Consider the following 20,122-nt stretch of genomic DNA (forward strand, 5'->3'; position numbering starts at 1 on the left):
TGAATTTGAGCGGTTACGCACCGAAATCTGGGAGTTATGCGTCTGATGAAAGTTATGCACCAAAAACAGTTACTTTTGCGTCTAACATCACTGATATGCGTCAAAGCAGCTTTAGAATCCTTGTCACTGTTTGGTGAAAGGAGAAATTGTTCTTCACAAAAGAAACCGGCCTGGAAAAAGAGTATCCCGGCCGGCCTTTACTGACATCTTATTGCTCCACAAGAACCTGAGAATGGTTTTCCGCATATTCGATCACAGCTTTGCCCATTGTTTTGGCTGCTACCAACATGGCTTTTTCACTGATTTTAAACTTAGGATGGTGGTGCGGATATGTTTCTTTCCAATCCGGGTCGCCTGCTCCCGTAAAGAAGAATGTTCCTTTTACGTGCTGCAAATAATAGGAGAAATCTTCGCCGCCCATTTGCGGAGCTGGTTCATATACATTTGTCACCCCTGGAACGGATCCAGCAATCTCAGCTGCGAACTCGGTTTCTTCCGGATGATTGACACAGGCAGGATACCCTTTGACAAACTGGTATGTATAATCCGCATCAGCAGAAAGGCACGCCCCTTTTACGACACGCTCGATTTCTCTTTCCACTAACTCACGTACCTCTTCTTTGAACGTCCTTACTGTTCCTGTCAGCTCCACGGTATCAGCAATGACGTTAAACGCATTTTTTGCAACAAAATTGCCGACGGATACAACGGCCGATTCAAGCGGATCAACACGGCGAGCAACAATCTGCTGCAGGCTCGTCACGACCTGGGATGCGACCACAACAGAGTCTTTGGTCAGATGAGGCTGAGCCCCGTGTCCGCCTTTTCCTTGAATCGTGATATGAAACCGATCGGCTGCAGCCATGACTGGGCCGGAACGGAAACCTACTTCCCCAACATGGGCATTGGCCCATAAGTGAGTACCGAAGATTACATCTACCCCTTCAAGACAGCCGTCTTCGATCATGGCAATCGCACCACCGGGCTGGTATTCTTCTGCGTGTTGATGGATGAATACAATCGTCCCTTGAAGATCGTCCTTCATTTTGTTAAGCGCTTTTGCCAGGACCAGCAGTTCCGCAGTATGGCCGTCGTGTCCGCATGCATGCATCACACCATTCACTTTGGACTTATGGGGAAGATCGGTTTCTTCCTGGATCGGCAAGGCATCAAAGTCAGCACGTAACGCGATCGTCGGTCCCGGCTTTCCACCTTTAAGCTTGGCCACAACACCGCGTCCTCCTACGCCGGTTCGAACCTCATGCCCCAGCTGAGTATGGTAATCCGCAATAAATTTAGGCGTTTCCACTTCTTCAAAGGAAAGTTCAGGATGCATATGAAGGTGGCGGAAAACCTCCACCATTTCATCGTATAATTGATCGAGCTGCTGATATAATTTTTCCATTACATAACACCATCCTCTTTTATTTTTGGAGGGACAGAGGGACAGGTCCGTTGTCCCCGGGACGCGGAACCTGTCCCCTTGTCCCGCTTCAGATGACTACAGCTTTTTTCTTTACCTCTTTGGAAAAATAGCATTCGCCCTCTTTGAACACTTTGACGACCTTACGCAACGCTGAAATGTTTTCTAATGGATTCCCCTGGACGAGCAGCAGGTCAGCCGCCTTTCCTACTTCCACTGTGCCTGTCTTGTCATCAATCTTCATCGCTTCTGAAGCGATTTTCGTCGCAGAATGCAGGACGTCTTCAGGCTTCATTCCGTTCTTCACCATCAGCTCCAGCTCGGTCACAAAGTCACCGTGCCTGTTAAACGGCGTCCCGGCGTCTGTACCGGCCGCAATTTTCACTCCTTTTTGATAAGCTTGGTAAAAGCTCTTTTGGTGGTCTTCCATGACACTCTCTGCTTTTTGCACCGCATGTTTCGGAATCCCGGCTTCGAGTCCGTACTCCACAATATTAAATGGTGCGGCAAGTGTCGGAACGAGGAACGTTCCCCGCTCCAGCATCATGTCGATCGCCTCATCATCCAGGTAAATCCCATGTTCCACCGTTGTGATGCCGGCACGGATTGCATTTTTGATCCCTTGCATGCCCTGTGCGTGTGCTGCCGTTGTTTTTCCTGCATTGGTTGCTTCTGTACAGGCGCACCGCAGCTCATCTTCACCAAGCTGCGGGGAGTTTGGATCGACACCCGGTGTCATAACGCCGCCGGTTGCCATCAGTTTAAGAAGGTCTGCCCCTTTCTTCAACTGGGTACGGGCTGCTTTCCGAACCTCATCGACACCATCCGCTTCTATCGCCATTGTATGTCCATGGCCGCCTGTCATGACGATCGGTTCCCCGGAAGCAACGATCCTGGGTCCTTTGACGACCCCTTTCTCGATTGCATTCCGGAGCGCAATATCGACATTGTCTTTGGACCCGACGTTACGAACCGTCACAACACCGCTTTCGATTTGCTTTTGAGCATTGCGATAGGCTTTATACGCATCGTCCGCTTCGGTATTTCCGAGGCTGTCAACAAAAGGATCTGCATTTCCGTCCATTGTGAGATGGACGTGGCAGTCGATCAAACCGGGCACACAGGTTAAGCCTTCTCCATCGAAAACCTGGTCTGCATCGGCCTCTTTTGCCAGATCACCGATTGCAAGGATCGTTTTTTCATCAAATAGAATCGTCGTTTTGGTTAATGCAGCATTTTCTCCATCAAATAGTTGGATGTTGGTTATTTTCGTTTTCATATTCTCCTCCATTAGATTAAGAGTTTTAGATAGTAGTGGGACATGGGGACAGGTTCATTGTCCCTGGGACACGGGACCTGTCCCCTTGTCCCACCTATGACAGGGTCCCCATCAGGACGCTTGCAATGACAATGGAAGCGATCGTAACGGTCGTGAATCCACCGACAAGCATCGGGGAGAGGATTTCATTGAAAATATACTCCTGCTCTTCTTTGGTTTCCCCGACACTCCGGCTGACTTCCTCGCATACAAGGTAATCGCCGGGGAATCCGTACATCGCTGTTAATGCGACTGGAATCCCCTTAGTAACATCCCATTTTACTAGTTTTGCTCCAAGGAACCCTCCAAGGATGATGCCTGCGGAACCGATCACCAGAATAGTAACGACAGCCGGCAGGTTCTGTAAAAACAATCCGAATGTTACTTGATTCATAGAAGGAATGATCACAAAGATGACACCGACCATCCCTACACCGAAGGAATTGGCCCGCTCCATCATTTTGTCACGATAGAAACCGCTCAACGTTCCAGCCAAACCAATGACAAGCGCCCAGATGCTGTAGTGAATTCCGGTAAGGTTTCCGGCTACAACCGCAAGCGATCCACCCAAAAACAATTGAAACAGCAGAATAGAAGAAGTTGCGTAACGATCAGGAATCCAGCTTTTCTTCACAGGCTCTTCTTCCACCTCTTCTGCTTTGCCAATCGATTGGTGTTGAACAGCAGCTTCACTCGCTGCAGCCACATACAGCTTACTTCCCATTTGCGCTTTCACTTTTACTGCATAGCGACGCAGGAAGAACGTCGTCAACGGAAGTCCGATCAAGCTTTGAAGAGAAAGGACAAGGACAGGGATCGTGATAAGAGCTGTTAAACCTAAGGCCTGTAATTTTTCAGATGTAACAACAAAGGCGATGATCCCCCCGGTAAGCGGTCCCGTTCCTGCCGCCGCGGTATTGTAGCCAAAGATCGGGGACACCGTCAGCAGGATGGTGCCTGCCGCAATAACGATTCCGAGCAAAGCGATGATGACCGACTTGTACTGCTGCCTGATGATTTTCATAGGGATCAGTGTACCCATATGGACGATCAATGGAGCGATCAACACAGCCCCGACCGTTGAAAAGGTGGAGTTCGCAACAAGGTCTTTCGGAATGACACCGACCCACATTAAGACAAGATAGCCCAGCAGCACAACTAGCAGCATCGGCACCCTCGCCCTGGTCTTAATGGAGATGACTTCCCCTACCGCAATCAAAGCTAGGATGAGCATCGTGGCTACAACCGGTTCATTTAACAATTAAATCCCCTCCATTAAATTTAGTTGGTTCGTCATTCCTTCTGGGTACATTTTAGACTAGTTCTACTTCTTTCGTTACGGACACACTGTTCTTGTATCGTTTGCCGCCTACATATACCTGTTTAATGTTGTTTGTGTTTAACAGAACGGCGATATCTTCCGCCGGGTTGCCTTCGACCACAATCAAATCGGCAAGCTTCCCTGTTTCAATCTTCCCAATTTCCCCGCCGAGGCCTATTGCTTCTGCAGAAATCTTGGTTCCTGAAACGATTGCCTCCATCGGCGTCAGCCCAACATCATTAACAAGCAGCTCAAGTTCTAATGCATTTCCGCCATGGTCAACAGGATCACAGCCAGCAAAATCAGTACCGGCGGCAATCTTTACTCCGGCGGCATAAGCTTTTTTCATATTTTGGATGTGAAGGTCATAATACGTTTTGGCTTTCTGCAGCCCAAATTCGGGAACACCGTGCTGCGCACCTTCATCAACGATTCTTTTCACGATGGCTAACGTTGGGACAAGGTAAGCCTCATTTTGAAGCATCATTTCGATTCCTTCATCATCAATGAGGATTCCATGTTCAATCGTTTTCACTCCTGCTTTCAGGGCGTTTTTGATTCCCTGGGTGCTCTGTGCGTGTGAAGCAACGTAAGATCCCACAGCTTCAGCTTCGTAAACGATCGCTGCGATTTCTTCAACGGTCAACTGAGGTGAACGCGGGTCATCTTTTTCGGAAAGGACTCCTCCGGAAGAACAGATCTTGATGAAATCCGCTCCGGCACGGAACTGTTCACGTGCTGCTTTGCGGCAATCATCCACCCCATCACACGTGCGGTTGGTATTGAATTCCGGCGGGAGCATATGTATGTCTCCGTGACCGCCAGTCTGCCCTAGGATCTTGTAGGAAGTCTTGACTCTGGGACCTTCATAGACACCGTCGTTGATCAAATTTCTTATGTGAAGCGCGATGGGACTTCCCACATCACGGACTGCGGTTACGCCCGCATCAATTAGCTTTGGCAAATCTTTCAAAGCTCGTCCCATCTGAACTTCTGTCGGTTCAAAGGCTGCCAGCATCAGGTTCAGGTCCTTCACTCCGACAAGGTGGACATGGGCATCGATCAATCCCGGCATGATCACCTTACCGTTCAATTCGACTACTTCAGCATCCTCAGGAACAGCAATTGCATCTGCAGGGCCAACGGCAGCAATCTTTTCCCCGTCAATTAACACCCCTGCATCTTCTATAACTCCTCCGCCATTCCCATCAATCAACAAACCGCCTTTTAAGAAAATCTGTTTCGCCATCCAATCCCTTCTTTCTGAATTATTTAAATTGTTTGTAATCTTATCCTATTCCGATAGTGCCGGTCAATGGTTTTTTGTTAAAAAATGATTGAAATTAAAAATTATATTATGAAAGCGTTTTCTTGCAGAGAAAGGGACAGAGGGACAGGTACATTGTCCCGGCAAGATGAAAAAATCCAAGAAAACTGTCGAAACAGTCCTTTCGATTCATGTAGGTTTTACCTATGCAAATGCGGGTGGAGGGAAAGGTTTAGCCCTGTAAAAAAAACCTTAAACAGTATAAATACTCTACATTCAATACATAGGCTGCTAACATTTTTACTATTTTAAAATAGTAATATCGAGGTTGAAATGTTTATGGACATGGCGTATGAAGACATAGAAGAGGTATGGAAGCAGGTAGAAAAACGGAGACAAATTTTATAGCGGGACGAAGGGACAGGTCCCTTGTCCCGCTTTGCGATGACAAATCTCTTTTGCATGAGAGAAAGTTGGTACCAATGGATGGATGAATAGGTTTCCAGCCCTGGTAGTAGATAAAGACTTCAGCTGTGAATAGTTAGGGTGGGTCGAGGAACCTGTCCCTATGTCCCAAAGAGGTAGAAGAAATTTCAAAAGAAAATCAAACGAGACTTCAATACTTTTCGGTTCCATAAAGAGAAGCTGATGAACAGGCACTTTCAACATAGCTGGCATCAAAAATGGCCAACACACCAATCACATAAAAAAAGCACCCCATAGCATTCAATAAATGTAGGGACGTGGCCATCATTACATTTTAATGGGATATGTTTACAATTGTATCCAATCCTGCCCTTACCCACTCAAAGGGGTAGTATCAGAGGAATTCGTATTCTTCGTTATCCCCCTCACGACGGCAGTTAACAGTTTCATTGACACTAAGGGAACCAGGGCTATATAAATGGCATAAATAAAGCCGTACTTAATGTAATCGCCCAATCCAGTTGAGTCTTTCAAAAGGAAGGAAACATAATCAGTGTTTTCAAGTGCTCCAACTATAGTGGCGAACAGTCTTGTGGCCAAGGCAGCACATCCGAGATAAAACAAGAAATTTGCAAACTTGGATCTTCCCTTCGACAGTCCCATGAGAACGAATGTAAGGGCAAAACCGGTATAAATATAAGAAGCATAATTCAAAGAATATCCTACAATGAAATGGGTGCCTATCAAACAGGCCACCAAGATTGCAATCCCCACAATGAAGAGAAAAATGCTCCCTAGTCCTGACTCTTCATCATCCCCAGATTCAGGACTATACCCAGCTTCGAATTCCCAATAGCCATCGTCATCCTGTTCATAGCCTCTTCGATATAATTCACTTTCGGCTTCACTTCTCTCCCGGTTATCTCCGTGTTCATATAACCTTTCTATTTCGATATCATTTTTCTTCCCATAGTCGGACATTAGAGCATGCCTCCCCGGCCACAAATTTTTATATCTTACCATATTACAAATAATCCAGGGGTATGACATGGTGTAATAAGGTTCTTTCGGAATAGTAAAAAATTCATATCTGAAGGAGGCGGGACAAAATTCGAGTCATAATTCTTTTGCAGGAGGTATGCAACTGTTGAATTATGTCTGATGCCTGAATGAACATGGGAACCAACTGTAACAAATCTTAAACACATTATAGTGGAGTTACCGACATACCCTCATAACCTCCCATTTGAATCGCCTGCCTATAGGCACACAAAATACCCAAAATAAAAACACCATTCCCTCGATCCGTTATCGAGTAGAAAGGTGTTTTAAATTATATATATTACAAGTTGTTATGAATAGACGCGTCTGGTCCCTTTAGATGCAAAGAGCCTTTCCGCACTAATAAGAAGTAAGACAAAAACGCCAAAAAGCTTGCAGACAAGATGATAATCCCCATCGGAAGAGCGGAGTACTCACCCGCTACTCCAACAAGTGGAGCTGTCAAGGAACCAAGCAGGAATGGCAACACCCCTAGTAATGCAGATGCACTTCCCGCCACATGCCCTTTCGTTTCCATAGCCAGGGAAAATGACGCTGTCCCGATAATACTGATGGACATGACTAAAAAGAAAATAGGAAGCGCTACAAATAGAATCGGTGCCTTTAGTAAAATGGCCGTCAGCAAAAGAATGGCAGCTGTATTGGAAAGCCCTAATCCAATTTTCAAAAATGTTCTTTCCGGTATATAGTCTGATAATCGGCCAACCAATTGAGTCCCTATGATTAAGCCCACTCCATTTACCCCGAATAAGAAGCTGAATACTTGAGGGGAAACGCCATAAATGTTTTGGTAGACAAATGAAATACCCGATACATACGCAAAGATCCCGGCTGTTGTAAATCCTTGAGTAAAGGCATATCCGGCAAATTCACGGTCCTTTAATAACATTCCAAAGTTCTTAACAACTTGCTTGAAATTCCCCGGTACCCGTTTTTCAGTTGGTAACGTTTCTTCAAGTTTTAAGGTAACAATGAATGTGAAGATCATGCCGATAAGAGCCAGGACAATAAAAACGCCTTTCCAACTCGTAAACGTCAAAATCGCACCGCCGATAATTGGTGCAATAATGGGACCAAGATTTCCAACCAACATTAAAGAAGCAAAAAACTTCGTTAGTTCCCGCCCACTAAACAAATCCCGTACAATGGCTCTTGAGATAACCAGTCCACCAGCCGCTGCAAATCCTTGAATAAAACGGGAAACGATCAAGGTATAAATATTGGGTGCGATGGCACACGTTACAGAGGATAAAAAATACAAAGTGAGGAAGATGAGCAATGGTTTACGGCGGCCATGTACATCACTCATAGGCCCTATAACTAATTGACCTACTCCGAGCCCTAATAAACAAGTGGTTAAGCTGATTTGAACCAACGAAGCATTAGTGTGAAAATCATCAACAATCGTAGGAAATGAAGGCAAATACGTGTCAATCGTAAATGGACCTAAAATGGCAAGTGACCCCAACAGAAAAGCTAGCTGTACTCTTTTAGTCTTTGATAAGTTCAATTTTCTATCGCCTTTCTCATGAAGTAGATTAATGGTTTGATAGTACCTTTGTCATTGTATACCTTTCTGCAAGGATTATCACTTAATTTGCAACATTATAATTTTGTGGGACGAAGGTGGGACGAAGGGACAGGTCCCTTGTCCCTCAAAGGAGAATTAAGAAATGGGCATAATAGTAGAGAAAAAAACAATAACCTATACTTCAACAAAACAACCAAAAAACCTGGAATAAAAAAAAACACCCTAAAAGCCTCGACAAATCTCGCGGCGTCACTGTCCCCATACATCACTCATACAAACTCGTCCAAAACTTCACAATTTCACTGGCTTGAGCGGTAAAACGCTCATTCCCGTCTAAAAAGAAATCTTCCCCACACTCGCTATTTGTAACTTGAAAGACCTTGTACAGCATTTCCTTCCCGCTCATTCCCAGTGATCCGCCACTCAGATCATCATGGGTACAATAGTCATCAATCGGGGTCCGCTTCCCCTCTTCATCCACATAAAAATATTGATCATTGACGACGCCATAGCTCATTTCTGTTGTCGACGTGCGATAGGTGCCATACCTCTCAATATCCGTATTCAGTAAAGTGGGCAGACTTTCAACATTGATCGGAACCACCTGGAATTCCCCCTCTTGTCCCAGCACCGGTTCCCCCGTCATATGGTAAAAAATAACGACGGAGCCCTCATAACCTTCAGGAATCAAATAGATCATATTCGTCTTTGCCTCCTCCCCACTTGTCGAATACTCAATAGTCATACTCCCCCAAATCGCCAAAGCAGCAAAAGGGAGGACCGTTAACGCTTTCGCGATGTGAATCCCTCTTTCATGTGTATTTCCAGCTTCTTTCTTACTCCTCAGCCATTCATCGAATAAAAAGAACAGTGCCGCATTAATAACTGCGTACAAACCAGCGTTATTCAGTAAAAATTGGCTTATAAAACCAAAGATAATATGAATTAGTCCGGCAGCCACCACTCTTCCTTGAGGCAGTCTCGTCGTTAGTAAATCAGATAGGAAAGATACGGGAAGTCCATATATAAAGTTTCCCGCTCCTGCAAAAAGAAGGACAAACCAACCTACCCAGAAGTATCCATCAAACAGGCCCATGATTGAAAAACCCGCTGTAAACAATAGCGTGGCATATAAAGCTGACTTAACCTTTCTCACCATCACTACAATTCATTCCCTTCCCATGGGACGAAGGGATAGGTTCCTTGTCCCGCTTTGCGAAGACATATCTCTTTTGTATGAGAAAAAGTTGGTACAAATGGATGGATGAATACGTTTTTCCCCATACCTGGCAGTAGATAAAGACTTCTGCTGCTGTGAATATTTATGGCGGGACGAGGAACCTGTCGACTATGTCCCAAGCTCATAAAAAGAATCTTTCCCAAGATGCTGAGTGTATTCTTGAACTAATGTCTCTAGATCCTCAGATTCATCTATATGGATCCAGTCGTCGATACTTCCTAAATAACAAAACCTTTCCACTTCAAAAGCCCGTTCATTTTCGTCTATCAAAACAAAACGTAATTGGGTGTCGTACTGTTTGTATTTAGGTTGGAGGGCGGGCGGAATGGGTAACTCTTGATCGGCCGTATAGACATAGACCATGTTCTTTTTGATATCCAATTTGAAATCTTTTATTTCAGAATACCTTTCCATTCCTTTTTGAATGATTTGTATCTCCTCATCATGGATGTACTCTTTTGTTTTCTTTCTCAAGTACACTTTCCCATTGGGTTCTTCATATAGTTCATATCCAACTGGAATCTCGCTTATTTCTGCAGCACCTTCTTCTTTTTTCGAGAAATGATAGGACGTATTTCCTTTCTTGGTTATCTTACTATGCAAATAATAGGTATCTCCTCTAAAGTTTTTATACGATAACGGCATGCCGCACCCTCTTTTCTCTTGTGATTATTACTTCGTTTCAGCCTCAAAATCAAGGACGGATATCCTGCAGCCCCTTTAACTGCGATACTTATCTTCAATTATTTTATAATTTATATGGTTAATTTTACCCCACTCCGTCTTTTTATAGTTAAGGCCCTTGAGCATTTCATTGATCCACGCAGGGTCATATTCCCTGAAATGCAATGATTCCGCCCATGCCTTCATGTCCTTATGCTCTGGGTGCTTCTTGTCATGATAAGCCTCCAGAAATTCATAGAACCCATGCATCCCGCCAACATCTTCAGGGGGTGCTGTCTCTGCCCCATCAAGGAGGGTGGGATAACCAAAGTAGTAATCATCGACAATTTGCTCAAGTTTTACGACAAATTTCCAATTATCACCAAAGTCATATGCATATCTGATTTCCTTATACTTTTCCAGATAATCATCGATTTTTAGGCTGGCAGGTTTGCGCACTTCGATTTTCAAACTTTCCTGATAACGCTTCTCGAATTTCTGCATTTCCGGCGGCATTGTTCTCAAACGTTCTTCAAACAAGCCTTTGTTCTTCTTATAATGCTGATGTTCCTGGTAAGCCTCTTCATTATCGGTGACCCTCTTCTGATCCTCAGTCAGGTCGAACTCAAAAAAGTGGTAACTTTCATAAGGATAACCGCTCTGAAAGTTGGACACTCTCTGGATGACATCATGAAGCCTGTTAAATGTCGCTCCTGCTGGCATGATGACTCTCCTCCAAATTAATGGATTGGACTCTTCTAATTCAATCTTTATAATATAGGCTTTCATTTGCAATTCCCTCCATTTACAATTTGACCGCCTGTATTTCAAGCAGCATTATCTCTATGCCACCATTATAAATGATTGGCGGGACGGAGGGACAGGTTCATTGTCCCTTTCACCTAAAGAGACAGAAAAGAAACATGCCGAAATGAGATGCCTCTTTTCATAGAGTAAGATTCTGCGTGAATGGATTTAGAAACGGGCGGGACGAGGAACCTGTCCCTTTGTCCCTTGTCCCTTTGTCCCTATTATGAAAAAAGAGTAAGATAGATAGAAAAATAGGCAATTACTTAAAGGGTGAATTAATTATGATAAGTGCTTCGGCCATTTTCAGCATCGTTATCTTCCTATGCCTGCTCATTCCAATCATTGCATTGGTCATTCTCAGTATTATTAAGCTGCTTGAAAAAGAGTTTGATTACTTGCAGATGGAAAACAAACAGATCCAGCTTCAGACACAGCTGCATCAAATGGAATACCTGCAGCTCAGCCAGCAAATCCGCCCGCATTTCCTTTTTAACAGTTTGAATGCAATGATGTCTCTCGCCAGGCTGAACAGAAATGAAGATCTCATCCAATCAATGGAGAAGTTCTCCCTATTTCTAAGATATCAGAACAGGGATAAGGGATCTCTTATTTCGTTTGAAAGTGAATTGGAGCATACCAAAAACTACTTAGCGATCCAGCAGCTGCGTTTTGGCAAGAAGCTTGAAGTAGAGATGGAGATTGATGAACGCGCACTGCCAACATATCTTCCTCCTTACACCCTGCAGACATTTGTTGAAAATGCCTTTAAGCACGGCATTGAAAATAAACGTGGTGAAAAACGGTTGATAATTGATTTGCGCCGGGAAGGGAACTGGGTCATCTTAAAGGTTTTAGACAATGGCAACAGTGAAAATGAGCCATTCATAACAGACGGGGATGGAACAGGATTGGAGAATATCCGCAAACGACTTGAATTACTATTTGAACTGCATACAGAAGTCTCAATGAAACGAAAGCCAGGATGGACAGAAGTGAGTGCTATTTGGCCATATTCACCGGAGGAATCACAATGAATTTATTAATAATCGATGATGAACCATTAGAGCTTGAACAGCTCACCTACTTGGTAAAAAAACACTATCCGAACTGGAGCATATTCACTGCAGAGGATGTCGTTGAAGCAAAGCAACTGGTAAACCAATATTCTCTCCCTCTCGCTTTTGTCGATATCCAATTGCCCGGGGATTCCGGATTGGACTTTTGTGAATACTTGAGGACAAATGATATAGATACCGAAGTCGTACTTATTACTGCTTATCAAGACTTCAGCTATGCGAAACAGGCAATCCGCCTGAACGTATTGGATTATCTTGTTAAACCGGTGATTGAAAAAGAACTGATCAAGACGATTGAGGATTTTTCACAAAAAAACTCGTTTACAGAAACGAAATCCGTGCTGATCAACAAAGTACTGGAGATTGTCCGCGAAGAGTACAACCAAAAGCTTCAGCTATCCGACTTAGCTATGAAGGTGTTTGTCAGCCCTACTTATTTAAGCAAAAAATTCACTGAAGTCGTTGGTATAAAATTCACAGACTATATCCATGATTTTCGGATTCAGAAAGCGAAGCAGCTGATGCTCGAAAACCCTGATTGGAGTCTGTTCAAAATCGCTGAAATGGTCGGTTTTTCGAGTCAGCATCATTTTAGTAATTTATTTAAGAAAATGGAAGGCATCACACCAAGCCAATTTAAGGAGAACAACTCATGATTGATTGGTATGTTCTATTATTCATTGCTTTTACACTTGTTATTCTTCTAATCGACAAGATTGGAAGATACCGCAGTGTCCATGAATTCACGAATTCCGGAAAAGAAGTCGGCTTAGGCGGTGGAACATACTCTTTGGTGATCCAATTTATGACCGGAGCAACCGTTCTTTTCCCTTTCATTCTTACAGTAAAAGGTGGATTGTCAAGCTTCTTCATTTTTACCTGTTCCTCTCTTATCCTCTATTTGTTAGTTAGAAAATGGACTTACAGCCAGAAGAAAATGGACCAGTTCAATTCTATCGGCAAAATTGACGCTGCTGTATTTTGGATATTTGGTCTTTCCAGTATTGTAAGCATCTTGATCCAGACTTCATTGATTATTATTCTGTTCCGGGATTTTTTTCATCAGTCCTCCTATTCGGGTGTGTTTTTATTTTTAATTTTTAGTTATGTACTATTTGGCTTAGGCGGAAAAATGGGAGTCACACGAGTCGGCAGCCTGATTTTAATCGGGATATTATTCACCATTTCCTTCACAGTCCTGACACTCTACTTAAGGACTGGAACAGAAGCTGTTTACCAGCGGCTTATGACAAACTCCCAAGGAATCTTCAGTGGAAGCTTTTTGGAAAAAGGTTCTTACTTTTTAACATTCCTATTTATTATGGCAGGTCAAACCTTCACAAGTTTTTACTTCTGGGAATCGGTTAAAATGATCAAGCCCAATCACCGTTTATCTGCATTAAGGTATGCTACATTTTCCTGGACCGCCTTATTGCTTTGCTATACAGCTTTGACAATGTACCTGCTTTCGCAAACTCAAACATCGGCATCTACAGAACTACTTGAGTCGGTGATTCAGTCAAATACGATACTAGCTCATATTTTTATCTATACCGGCATTTCCATGCTTGCAGTTGGCGCCGGGCATTCCCTTTACTCAATCGTCAGTCTGTTTCTAAGCATATTGACAGCGCGGCAAACTCAAGAGACATCATCCTATCAAAATTTAAAAGCAGGCTATTTATTTGGAATGGTAATGATTTTGCTTCTAGGACTGGCAGGTGTTCTGCTGGCGGGGTCCTTTGAAAAGTGGCTTCCTTACTTTATGTCCTTCTTTGCCTCGGCAGCTATCCCGTTTTTTTATTTTTATTTGAAAGGACAATTCTCGATAAAGCATTTTTCACTTACACTCGGATTAATGAGCATAGCAGGAATTATACTCAATATGACGGTAGCCGACGTGTGGATGGTCGTACCCGTAACGGTCGCTCTCTCATTTGTTCTGCATTTGCTGGTGACAAAAATTAAATAAGATTGTGCAAAAACAGATTGGATTTTTACAAACAACCCCGGGTGAAAAAGTGTAACATTTTAATTATTCAGAATATACAAAATTAAATTCAGGAGGGATTGAAATGACTGCACAGTTATCGACCGAATCGTTTGTTTATGCCATGGATAAAAACAATAAACCAGCACTGACAGTGAAATCCGGTACACAGGTCGAAATTAATACTTTCGACTGCTTTCAGAATCAAATCCAATCAGAGCATACGACTTTTAACGCGATTGACTGGGATCAAATCAACCCCGCAACAGGGCCAGTTTATGTTGAGGGAGCACAGCCTGGGGACATTTTAAAAGTCACGATCGATGACATCGAATTAGGGAACCAGGGTGTCATGGTTGTTGGACCTGAGCTTGGTGTCATGGGACATCGCCTGGAGAGGTTCGAAGTAAAGATCATTCCTGTCAAAGAGGATAGAGCGATTTTCAATGAAAAACTCGCACTGCCGCTAAACCCTATGATTGGCGTTATAGGAGTAGCTCCAGAAGGCGAAGCTGTCAATAATGGCACTCCTGGAGCACACGGCGGAAATATGGACACAAAGCTGATTACAACAGGGGCAACCCTTTACTTCCCTGTGTTTCATCCTGGTGCACTTTTTGCGCTGGGAGATTTGCATGCCGCAATGGGGGATGGAGAAATCAGTGTGTCGGGCATTGAAATCCCTGCAAAGGTAAAGGTTACGCTTGAAGTCATCAAAGGGCACAACATCAATCATCCAGTTTTGGAAAACGAAGAAGGTGTGGCCACTCTCGTATCAAAAGAACTTTTAGATGAAGCTGCCAATACAGCTGTCGAAGAAATGATCGATTTGCTCCAGCCACAGACAGACTTGTCTTTAGCCCAGTTCATCATGCTGATGAGTGCAGCAGGTCAGGCACAAATCAGCCAAATCGTTGATCCGCTGAAAACGGCACGATTCTTTGTGCCACGGTCCATCCTAGAAGCGTACAATATCCAACTCTTCAAGAAAGAGGAGGTATAATCAATGGCTGAACTTCAATCTAACCAAACACAATCTAATATGGGTTATAAACAGGAGTTAAAAAGATCCCTGACATTCTGGGATTTGCTGATTTACGGTCTCGTATTTATGGTACCTATCGCTCCATTCGGGATTTATGGCGCAGTTGCCGAGGGTTCAAACGGGATGGTCGCCCTTGCCTACCTCATCGGGATGGTCGGGATGATTTTCACCGCATTAAGCTACGCTAGAATGTCTGAAGCCTTTCCGATTGCCGGCTCGGTATATGCCTATGCACAGCGTGGCATCAATGATTCTGTAGGTTTCATTGCTGGCTGGCTTATATTGCTCGATTACATTTTCGTTCCAGCACTTCTTTATTTAGTCAGTGCCGCGGCTTTACATGATATCGTTCCAGATATCCCATTACTCGTATGGCTCGTGATTTTTATCGCGATCAATACAGTGGTCAACGTGCTGGGAATTGAGTTCACCGCGAAAGCGAACAAAATCATTGTCGTTGCCGAATTAATTGTTTTAGTGATATTCGTAGCTGTCGGTATTTTTGCCATTACGAAGGGGGTCAATGGTGCTGAGTTCACTTGGAAACCCTTATATGATGCAGATAATTTCAGCATGGGTACAGTAATGGGCGCAGTATCAATCGCTGTACTTAGCTTTTTAGGCTTTGATGCGATTTCAACATTGGCGGAAGAATCAAAAGGCGGAAGTAAAGCAATTGGGAAGGCAATCATTTTCTCTTTACTTGTAGTGGGAGTCCTGTTCATCATTCAGACTTGGGTAGCTGCATTGATCTGGCCTGATTATACAAACTTTGAAAACGCTGATGTTGCATTCTATCAGATTGCTGAAATCGCTGGAGGCCCTTGGTTGAAGTGGATGACGATCATCGCAACCGCAGTTGCCTGGGGAATTGCCGACGCACTTGTTGCACAGGCAGCCATATCACGAATTCTGTACAGCATGGCCCGCGACCGCAAGCTGCCAAAGGTCCTGTCAAAAGTGCACCCTAAATTTAAGACACCATATGTCAGCACCCTGCTTGTTGCAGTGGTCTCGTTGATTGTGACAGCATTCTTTGCTTCACAAATCGGTGCATTGGCATCAGTGGTCAACTTCGGTGCATTATCAGCATTCTTGTTCCTTCATGCATCTGTGGTCATTTATTTCATCAAAAAGCAAAAGAGCAAGCAGTACTTTAAACATCTGGTACTTCCGCTGATCGGGTTTATCATCATCGGGTATGTATGGTTTTCTCTTGATCCACTATCCAAACAGCTGGGATTCATCTGGCTTGGGATCGGAATTGTCTATCTGATCCTGCTGAAAGTATTCAAAAAAGATACCGCGCTTGACCTGGAATAAATAACAGTTAAAAAGCCTAGCCTGCAGAGAAAGACAACTCGTCCGGTTGAGAGGGAGAAAATGCCTATTTGCTGGTGGTTTTGCGGGTTAAAATACAAAGACTTTTGCAGGCTGTTTTGAAGTGTAATATGTATGAAAAATTGCCCGAAAAAGAGGAGCTGCCAACGACCTTGCAGCTCCTCACTTCTATTATGCGTTATTCAATTAAGCCCCAGATCGGTTGAACAGCCGGTTTCCCGTTAAACTTTTGCATTCTGCAGCAATGAAACCAGGTTCTCTGCTAATTGAGGTATATAGAGGGAAAAATTCCTCTTAATTAGCAAATAGTATTGAAAACAGCTTAAATAGAGGGACAAATTCCTCTTATATGACTCAAAAAATGTGAAAATAGGCAGCTTTGCTTTGTATAAAGGGAAAAACTCCCCTTATTTTCCGCAAAAACCACGTCTACTCTACATCTAACGGTAAAAACTCCCCTTATTTTTCTCCCACTGGGTTATTCCTCTTTCTCTCCCATCTATTGTATCTGGCAATAACAAATCCGCGGACAAATTTGTAACATAAAATGCAGACCAGTTTGCAACACCACATAAATTTATGTGGTAGTGCAAATTGGCCTGCAAATCAGTATGCAGCAATAAGCGAAAAAACACCGAAACCATTGGTATGCCGATAAAAAAGCCGATACAAAATGCTATGCAAATTGTACCGCAAATTACCTTTCAATTTATTGGTTTCTCCCTCTGTACTGAACGGGTTACAGAGAAAGAATCTGCAGGTTTTTTTTATAGGGCTGTACTCAAGGCCTTCTTCTTGGAATCTACTCTTTCTAATAAAAAATGGTTCTATGAACTATCCTATGACAAAAGATGATTCTTAAATTATGACAAGTGGAAGCTTTCCTGTTCCTTATTATCCTTTTAGAGAAACCCTGACTTAGAGGATGCAAGGATTGCCTATGGGTGGATAAAGAAACTAAAGATGGATTTTGGATACAGGGTGGATATAATTAAGGGTACTTGCAATGAAAATATGGATATTACAGAGTTAATTAAGAGATTTGGAGATAATTAGGATAATGAAAGGGTGCCGTTTTAGAAGGGGGAACTAAAGAGAAAAAATTCAATTTTAAATTAGGATAAGTATCATTAATGTTTATTCTACTCAAGTAAAGGGGTGTTTTTATGAGAAGGCGTTTAATTACGTTGGGTTTAACTGTAATGATTTTAACTGGATGCGGCTTAGAAACAAAGCAACTTAGTGAGGTTTATGAAGGATTTCCAAGGTGAATAAAGTTGAAGTTGCAGACGGGAGTACTGGAAACTCAATAACGATTACTGACAAAGAAGTGGTAAACCAATTCATTGAAGATACTAAAGAGGTAAAGTTTATTCCTTTTGAAGATCAATCGGAGAGGGATGGATTCCGCTATTCTATCAACTTTTTTGAAGGAGATAATGAAACCTTTTCCTTTGGATTAACTCAAATAGACGATAACTACTACTCCACCGAACCTGATTTGTACCCAATTGCAATTGAATTTTACGAAGAAAACAAAACTAATTAACTTCTGAAAATATAACCAACAGAATATTTCCCTAACATTTCGATTACAGAATAATTTTAAATAGAATCTGAATATTTGGTGGATGTTGTATTAATGAGGGACAAAAGGACAGGTGAACTGTCCCAATCCCCTTACTCATAACAAGCAAAAGTTATTCGTCCAATTGAACTAATACTTGTTTCTGACCAACCCTATAAAAAAGCCATAACTTCTTAGGATGGGTCATGGAAACGTTGCATGCACAGTCCTATTCATTTAAGAAAGCTATTACTGCGGGACAAGGAACCTGTCCCTGTGTCCCTTCCTGTGTCCCTTGTGACCATACTAAGACTTTTTATAATAAAACCGTGAAAGGGCAATTCCCACTGCGCCCAGAGCGATGAATAATACAGCACGAACCAGTATGGAGATATACGCGATATCTATAAAAATAACTTTTACAAGAGTTAAGAAAATCAGGACGACTCCCAGCAAACGGATTTTTTTATCTTCTCTTTTCACCCCGATAATAACACCAATGATGGAGTAGGACACCCAGAGACCCGAAATGATCAAGCTTTGAACATCAGAAGAATAGCCTTGAGTGGCTGCGAGCCCTAGTTGTGTAATAAAGGCCAATAGCAGCACGGCCATGGCTCCAAATAGTAACCGCATGGTCATGTTGAAATCCAAGAATTTTTTATAGAATGCCTGATTTCTTTTCAGGGTGAATTTTAACCCCCAGCCTGAAAGTATCAAAATGAGCCAAGCCGTTGTTTGGTAAGAAAACACATCAGATATGTGGTCGGTAATAATAGCGGTCAATCCGATAAAATAGAGAAGTAAAGCAAGCAGGGACTGTATTCTTCCTTGTGTCGTTAACCCTGCATACAACGCGATCACCCCTTGGATCACCAATAGAGCTCCCACTTCTTCGTAGTTCAGCAGATCAGCCAGAAGCAAAGCTATGGAGTAAGTGGCGACCGGAAGAAGAGTGCGCAGTTTATCCGCTCCTCTTTGCCAATAAGATAAAGCAAGGTAAACAGCAACAGACATCACAAGGAATAAAGTATATTCTGAATCATCCAGCCACATGACTACCCATCCTTGAGTTACTACGAAGCTTGTCAACAAGGTGGCTCTTTGATAGACAGGATAAATTTCTTTCGTGACAAACATCCCTAACAGAAAAACATGCTGAATAATGATTCCAAGGACAATGATTTCGAAATCGCTTCCCTGGGTGACACTGTAGACAAGCATCGCCGGGTGAAGCAGGATGAAACTGGTTAGATACAACCAGATATATTTTTTGTACATAGCGTAGAAGATCAGGATGATAAAAAACAGCACTTCATAGCCGGTAAACAATAGTATGTTTGTTGAGGTTCCCTCTATCAAAAAAGGAACAAGGAAGCCGGTAATCGACGAAAGGACCGCAATCGGCTGGGAATTGTGCCTGTCAGATAAGTAAATACCCAACATCACCCAGCTTACATTCAATAGAAAAGCAAGAGCTCCTGGAATGATTCCATAAAGGGCGTTGCCTGCAAATGTGGTCAATATCAGGATGGGAATCGAACCCCCGATGAGTATCTGTCCAAGGGCGTTCCTGCCTTTCTTGACCTGCCTTTCGCCCAGCCAAACGAAAAAGCCGGCTAGTGCAACCCCGAGCAGGATCCTGATCGGCTCCGTAATCAAGCCGGTATCCACCATTGCTTTATAGCCCCATAAAACCCCAAGAATGAGCACAAGAATGAATACCCTCGGCAGCCAGACCTGGCCGATCAGTTTCTCATAATCCACGGTAGTATCTTCAATCTTGGGGCCAACAGGATCTGCAGCTTTTGTTTCAGCCTGTATCAAAGGTTTCTGCTCTTGTTTCTCCACCCCCGGTTTAGAGTCTGTACGGTTAAATGGCTTACTGGCAGCCGAATGGGATGAGGTCTTTAGTTTCAAAACGTCAATTTGCCGTTCTAATTCTATAACTCTTATTTCCAACTCTTCTACCTTTTTTTCTAAAGTCATACTGCACCCACTCTCTATATAACTTAATCCCATTATATCCTAAAATACGGAAA

General features: G+C 43.2%; 16 protein-coding genes. 6 read left to right on the forward strand and 10 right to left on the reverse strand.

Annotated elements, in window-relative coordinates; translation table 11 throughout:
- Positions 1 to 208: 208 nt before the first annotated feature.
- The 9 genes from AC4E8A_RS21605 to AC4E8A_RS21645 form a co-directional block, all read right to left on the reverse strand.
- Positions 209 to 1,405 carry a M20 family metallopeptidase gene (locus AC4E8A_RS21605; RefSeq protein WP_490195846.1) on the reverse strand — a complete coding sequence of 399 codons (1,197 nt, stop codon included), beginning with the start codon at positions 1,403 to 1,405 and terminating at the stop codon, positions 209 to 211.
- 88 nt (positions 1,406 to 1,493) lie between these two features.
- Positions 1,494 to 2,702: a metal-dependent hydrolase family protein gene (locus AC4E8A_RS21610; protein ID WP_490195847.1), complete on the reverse strand. Its 1,209-nt coding sequence runs from the start codon at positions 2,700 to 2,702 to the stop codon at positions 1,494 to 1,496.
- A gap of 94 nt (positions 2,703 to 2,796) precedes the next feature.
- Entirely contained in the window at positions 2,797 to 4,002 is a 1,206-nt protein-coding gene (locus tag AC4E8A_RS21615; RefSeq protein ID WP_490195848.1) for a hypothetical protein, read from the reverse strand.
- 52 nt (positions 4,003 to 4,054) lie between these two features.
- Positions 4,055 to 5,311, reverse strand: coding sequence for a metal-dependent hydrolase family protein (locus AC4E8A_RS21620; protein WP_490195849.1), 1,257 nt, complete (start codon positions 5,309 to 5,311; stop codon positions 4,055 to 4,057).
- A gap of 816 nt (positions 5,312 to 6,127) precedes the next feature.
- Positions 6,128 to 6,736 carry a hypothetical protein gene (locus AC4E8A_RS21625; RefSeq protein WP_490195850.1) on the reverse strand — a complete coding sequence of 203 codons (609 nt, stop codon included), beginning with the start codon at positions 6,734 to 6,736 and terminating at the stop codon, positions 6,128 to 6,130.
- A gap of 361 nt (positions 6,737 to 7,097) precedes the next feature.
- Positions 7,098 to 8,327 carry a multidrug effflux MFS transporter gene (locus tag AC4E8A_RS21630; RefSeq protein ID WP_490195851.1) on the reverse strand — a complete coding sequence of 410 codons (1,230 nt, stop codon included), beginning with the start codon at positions 8,325 to 8,327 and terminating at the stop codon, positions 7,098 to 7,100.
- Between the two features lie 286 nt (positions 8,328 to 8,613).
- Entirely contained in the window at positions 8,614 to 9,507 is an 894-nt protein-coding gene (locus AC4E8A_RS21635; protein WP_490198960.1) for a DUF6843 domain-containing protein, read from the reverse strand.
- Between the two features lie 189 nt (positions 9,508 to 9,696).
- On the reverse strand, positions 9,697 to 10,233 hold the full coding sequence (locus AC4E8A_RS21640; RefSeq protein ID WP_490195852.1) for a hypothetical protein: 537 nt from the start codon (positions 10,231 to 10,233) through the stop codon (positions 9,697 to 9,699).
- Between the two features lie 75 nt (positions 10,234 to 10,308).
- On the reverse strand, positions 10,309 to 11,040 hold the full coding sequence (locus AC4E8A_RS21645; protein ID WP_490195854.1) for a plasmid pRiA4b ORF-3 family protein: 732 nt from the start codon (positions 11,038 to 11,040) through the stop codon (positions 10,309 to 10,311).
- Positions 11,041 to 11,342: 302 nt separating this feature from the next.
- Here AC4E8A_RS21645 and AC4E8A_RS21650 point away from each other — a divergent pair, with 302 nt between their 5' ends.
- From AC4E8A_RS21650 to AC4E8A_RS21675, 6 genes are all read left to right on the forward strand, one after another.
- The gene (locus AC4E8A_RS21650; protein ID WP_490195855.1) at positions 11,343 to 12,095 is read left to right on the forward strand and encodes a sensor histidine kinase; all 753 of its coding nucleotides are present in this window, start codon (positions 11,343 to 11,345) and stop codon (positions 12,093 to 12,095) included.
- The gene (locus AC4E8A_RS21655) at positions 12,092 to 12,793 is read left to right on the forward strand and encodes a response regulator transcription factor (RefSeq protein WP_490195856.1); all 702 of its coding nucleotides are present in this window, start codon (positions 12,092 to 12,094) and stop codon (positions 12,791 to 12,793) included. Before AC4E8A_RS21650 ends, AC4E8A_RS21655 begins: the two co-directional genes overlap by 4 nt.
- On the forward strand, positions 12,790 to 14,109 hold the full coding sequence (locus tag AC4E8A_RS21660) for a hypothetical protein (RefSeq protein ID WP_490195857.1): 1,320 nt from the start codon (positions 12,790 to 12,792) through the stop codon (positions 14,107 to 14,109). Before AC4E8A_RS21655 ends, AC4E8A_RS21660 begins: the two co-directional genes overlap by 4 nt.
- 103 nt (positions 14,110 to 14,212) lie before the next feature.
- A complete protein-coding gene (locus AC4E8A_RS21665) occupies positions 14,213 to 15,130 on the forward strand; it encodes an acetamidase/formamidase family protein (RefSeq protein ID WP_490195859.1) in 918 nt (305 codons plus the stop codon).
- 3 nt (positions 15,131 to 15,133) lie between these two features.
- Positions 15,134 to 16,495, forward strand: coding sequence for an APC family permease (locus tag AC4E8A_RS21670; RefSeq protein ID WP_490195861.1), 1,362 nt, complete (start codon positions 15,134 to 15,136; stop codon positions 16,493 to 16,495).
- Between the two features lie 1,285 nt (positions 16,496 to 17,780).
- Positions 17,781 to 18,062 carry a hypothetical protein gene (locus AC4E8A_RS21675; protein WP_490195862.1) on the forward strand — a complete coding sequence of 94 codons (282 nt, stop codon included), beginning with the start codon at positions 17,781 to 17,783 and terminating at the stop codon, positions 18,060 to 18,062.
- 324 nt (positions 18,063 to 18,386) lie between these two features.
- On the opposite strand, the gene AC4E8A_RS21680 is transcribed toward AC4E8A_RS21675, so the two are convergent.
- Positions 18,387 to 20,069: a DUF2339 domain-containing protein gene (locus AC4E8A_RS21680; protein ID WP_490195863.1), complete on the reverse strand. Its 1,683-nt coding sequence runs from the start codon at positions 20,067 to 20,069 to the stop codon at positions 18,387 to 18,389.
- Positions 20,070 to 20,122: the final 53 nt, after the last annotated feature.

This window comes from Bacillus sp. SRL337, assembly GCF_984799155.1.

Bases quoted from the DNA above. Each gene is read 5' to 3' on its own strand.
- AC4E8A_RS21605 (WP_490195846.1), bottom strand. From the start codon at position 1,405: ATGGAAAAATTATATCAGCAGCTCGATCAATTATACGATGAAATGGTG.
- AC4E8A_RS21610 (WP_490195847.1), bottom strand. From the start codon at position 2,702: ATGAAAACGAAAATAACCAACATCCAACTATTTGATGGAGAAAATGCT.
- AC4E8A_RS21620 (WP_490195849.1), bottom strand. From the start codon at position 5,311: ATGGCGAAACAGATTTTCTTAAAAGGCGGTTTGTTGATTGATGGGAAT.
- AC4E8A_RS21625 (WP_490195850.1), bottom strand. From the start codon at position 6,736: ATGTCCGACTATGGGAAGAAAAATGATATCGAAATAGAAAGGTTATAT.
- AC4E8A_RS21635 (WP_490198960.1), bottom strand. From the start codon at position 9,507: ATGGTGAGAAAGGTTAAGTCAGCTTTATATGCCACGCTATTGTTTACA.
- AC4E8A_RS21640 (WP_490195852.1), bottom strand. From the start codon at position 10,233: ATGCCGTTATCGTATAAAAACTTTAGAGGAGATACCTATTATTTGCAT.
- AC4E8A_RS21645 (WP_490195854.1), bottom strand. From the start codon at position 11,040: ATGAAAGCCTATATTATAAAGATTGAATTAGAAGAGTCCAATCCATTA.
- AC4E8A_RS21650 (WP_490195855.1), top strand. From the start codon at position 11,343: ATGATAAGTGCTTCGGCCATTTTCAGCATCGTTATCTTCCTATGCCTG.
- AC4E8A_RS21655 (WP_490195856.1), top strand. From the start codon at position 12,092: ATGAATTTATTAATAATCGATGATGAACCATTAGAGCTTGAACAGCTC.
- AC4E8A_RS21660 (WP_490195857.1), top strand. From the start codon at position 12,790: ATGATTGATTGGTATGTTCTATTATTCATTGCTTTTACACTTGTTATT.
- AC4E8A_RS21665 (WP_490195859.1), top strand. From the start codon at position 14,213: ATGACTGCACAGTTATCGACCGAATCGTTTGTTTATGCCATGGATAAA.
- AC4E8A_RS21670 (WP_490195861.1), top strand. From the start codon at position 15,134: ATGGCTGAACTTCAATCTAACCAAACACAATCTAATATGGGTTATAAA.
- AC4E8A_RS21680 (WP_490195863.1), bottom strand. From the start codon at position 20,069: ATGACTTTAGAAAAAAAGGTAGAAGAGTTGGAAATAAGAGTTATAGAA.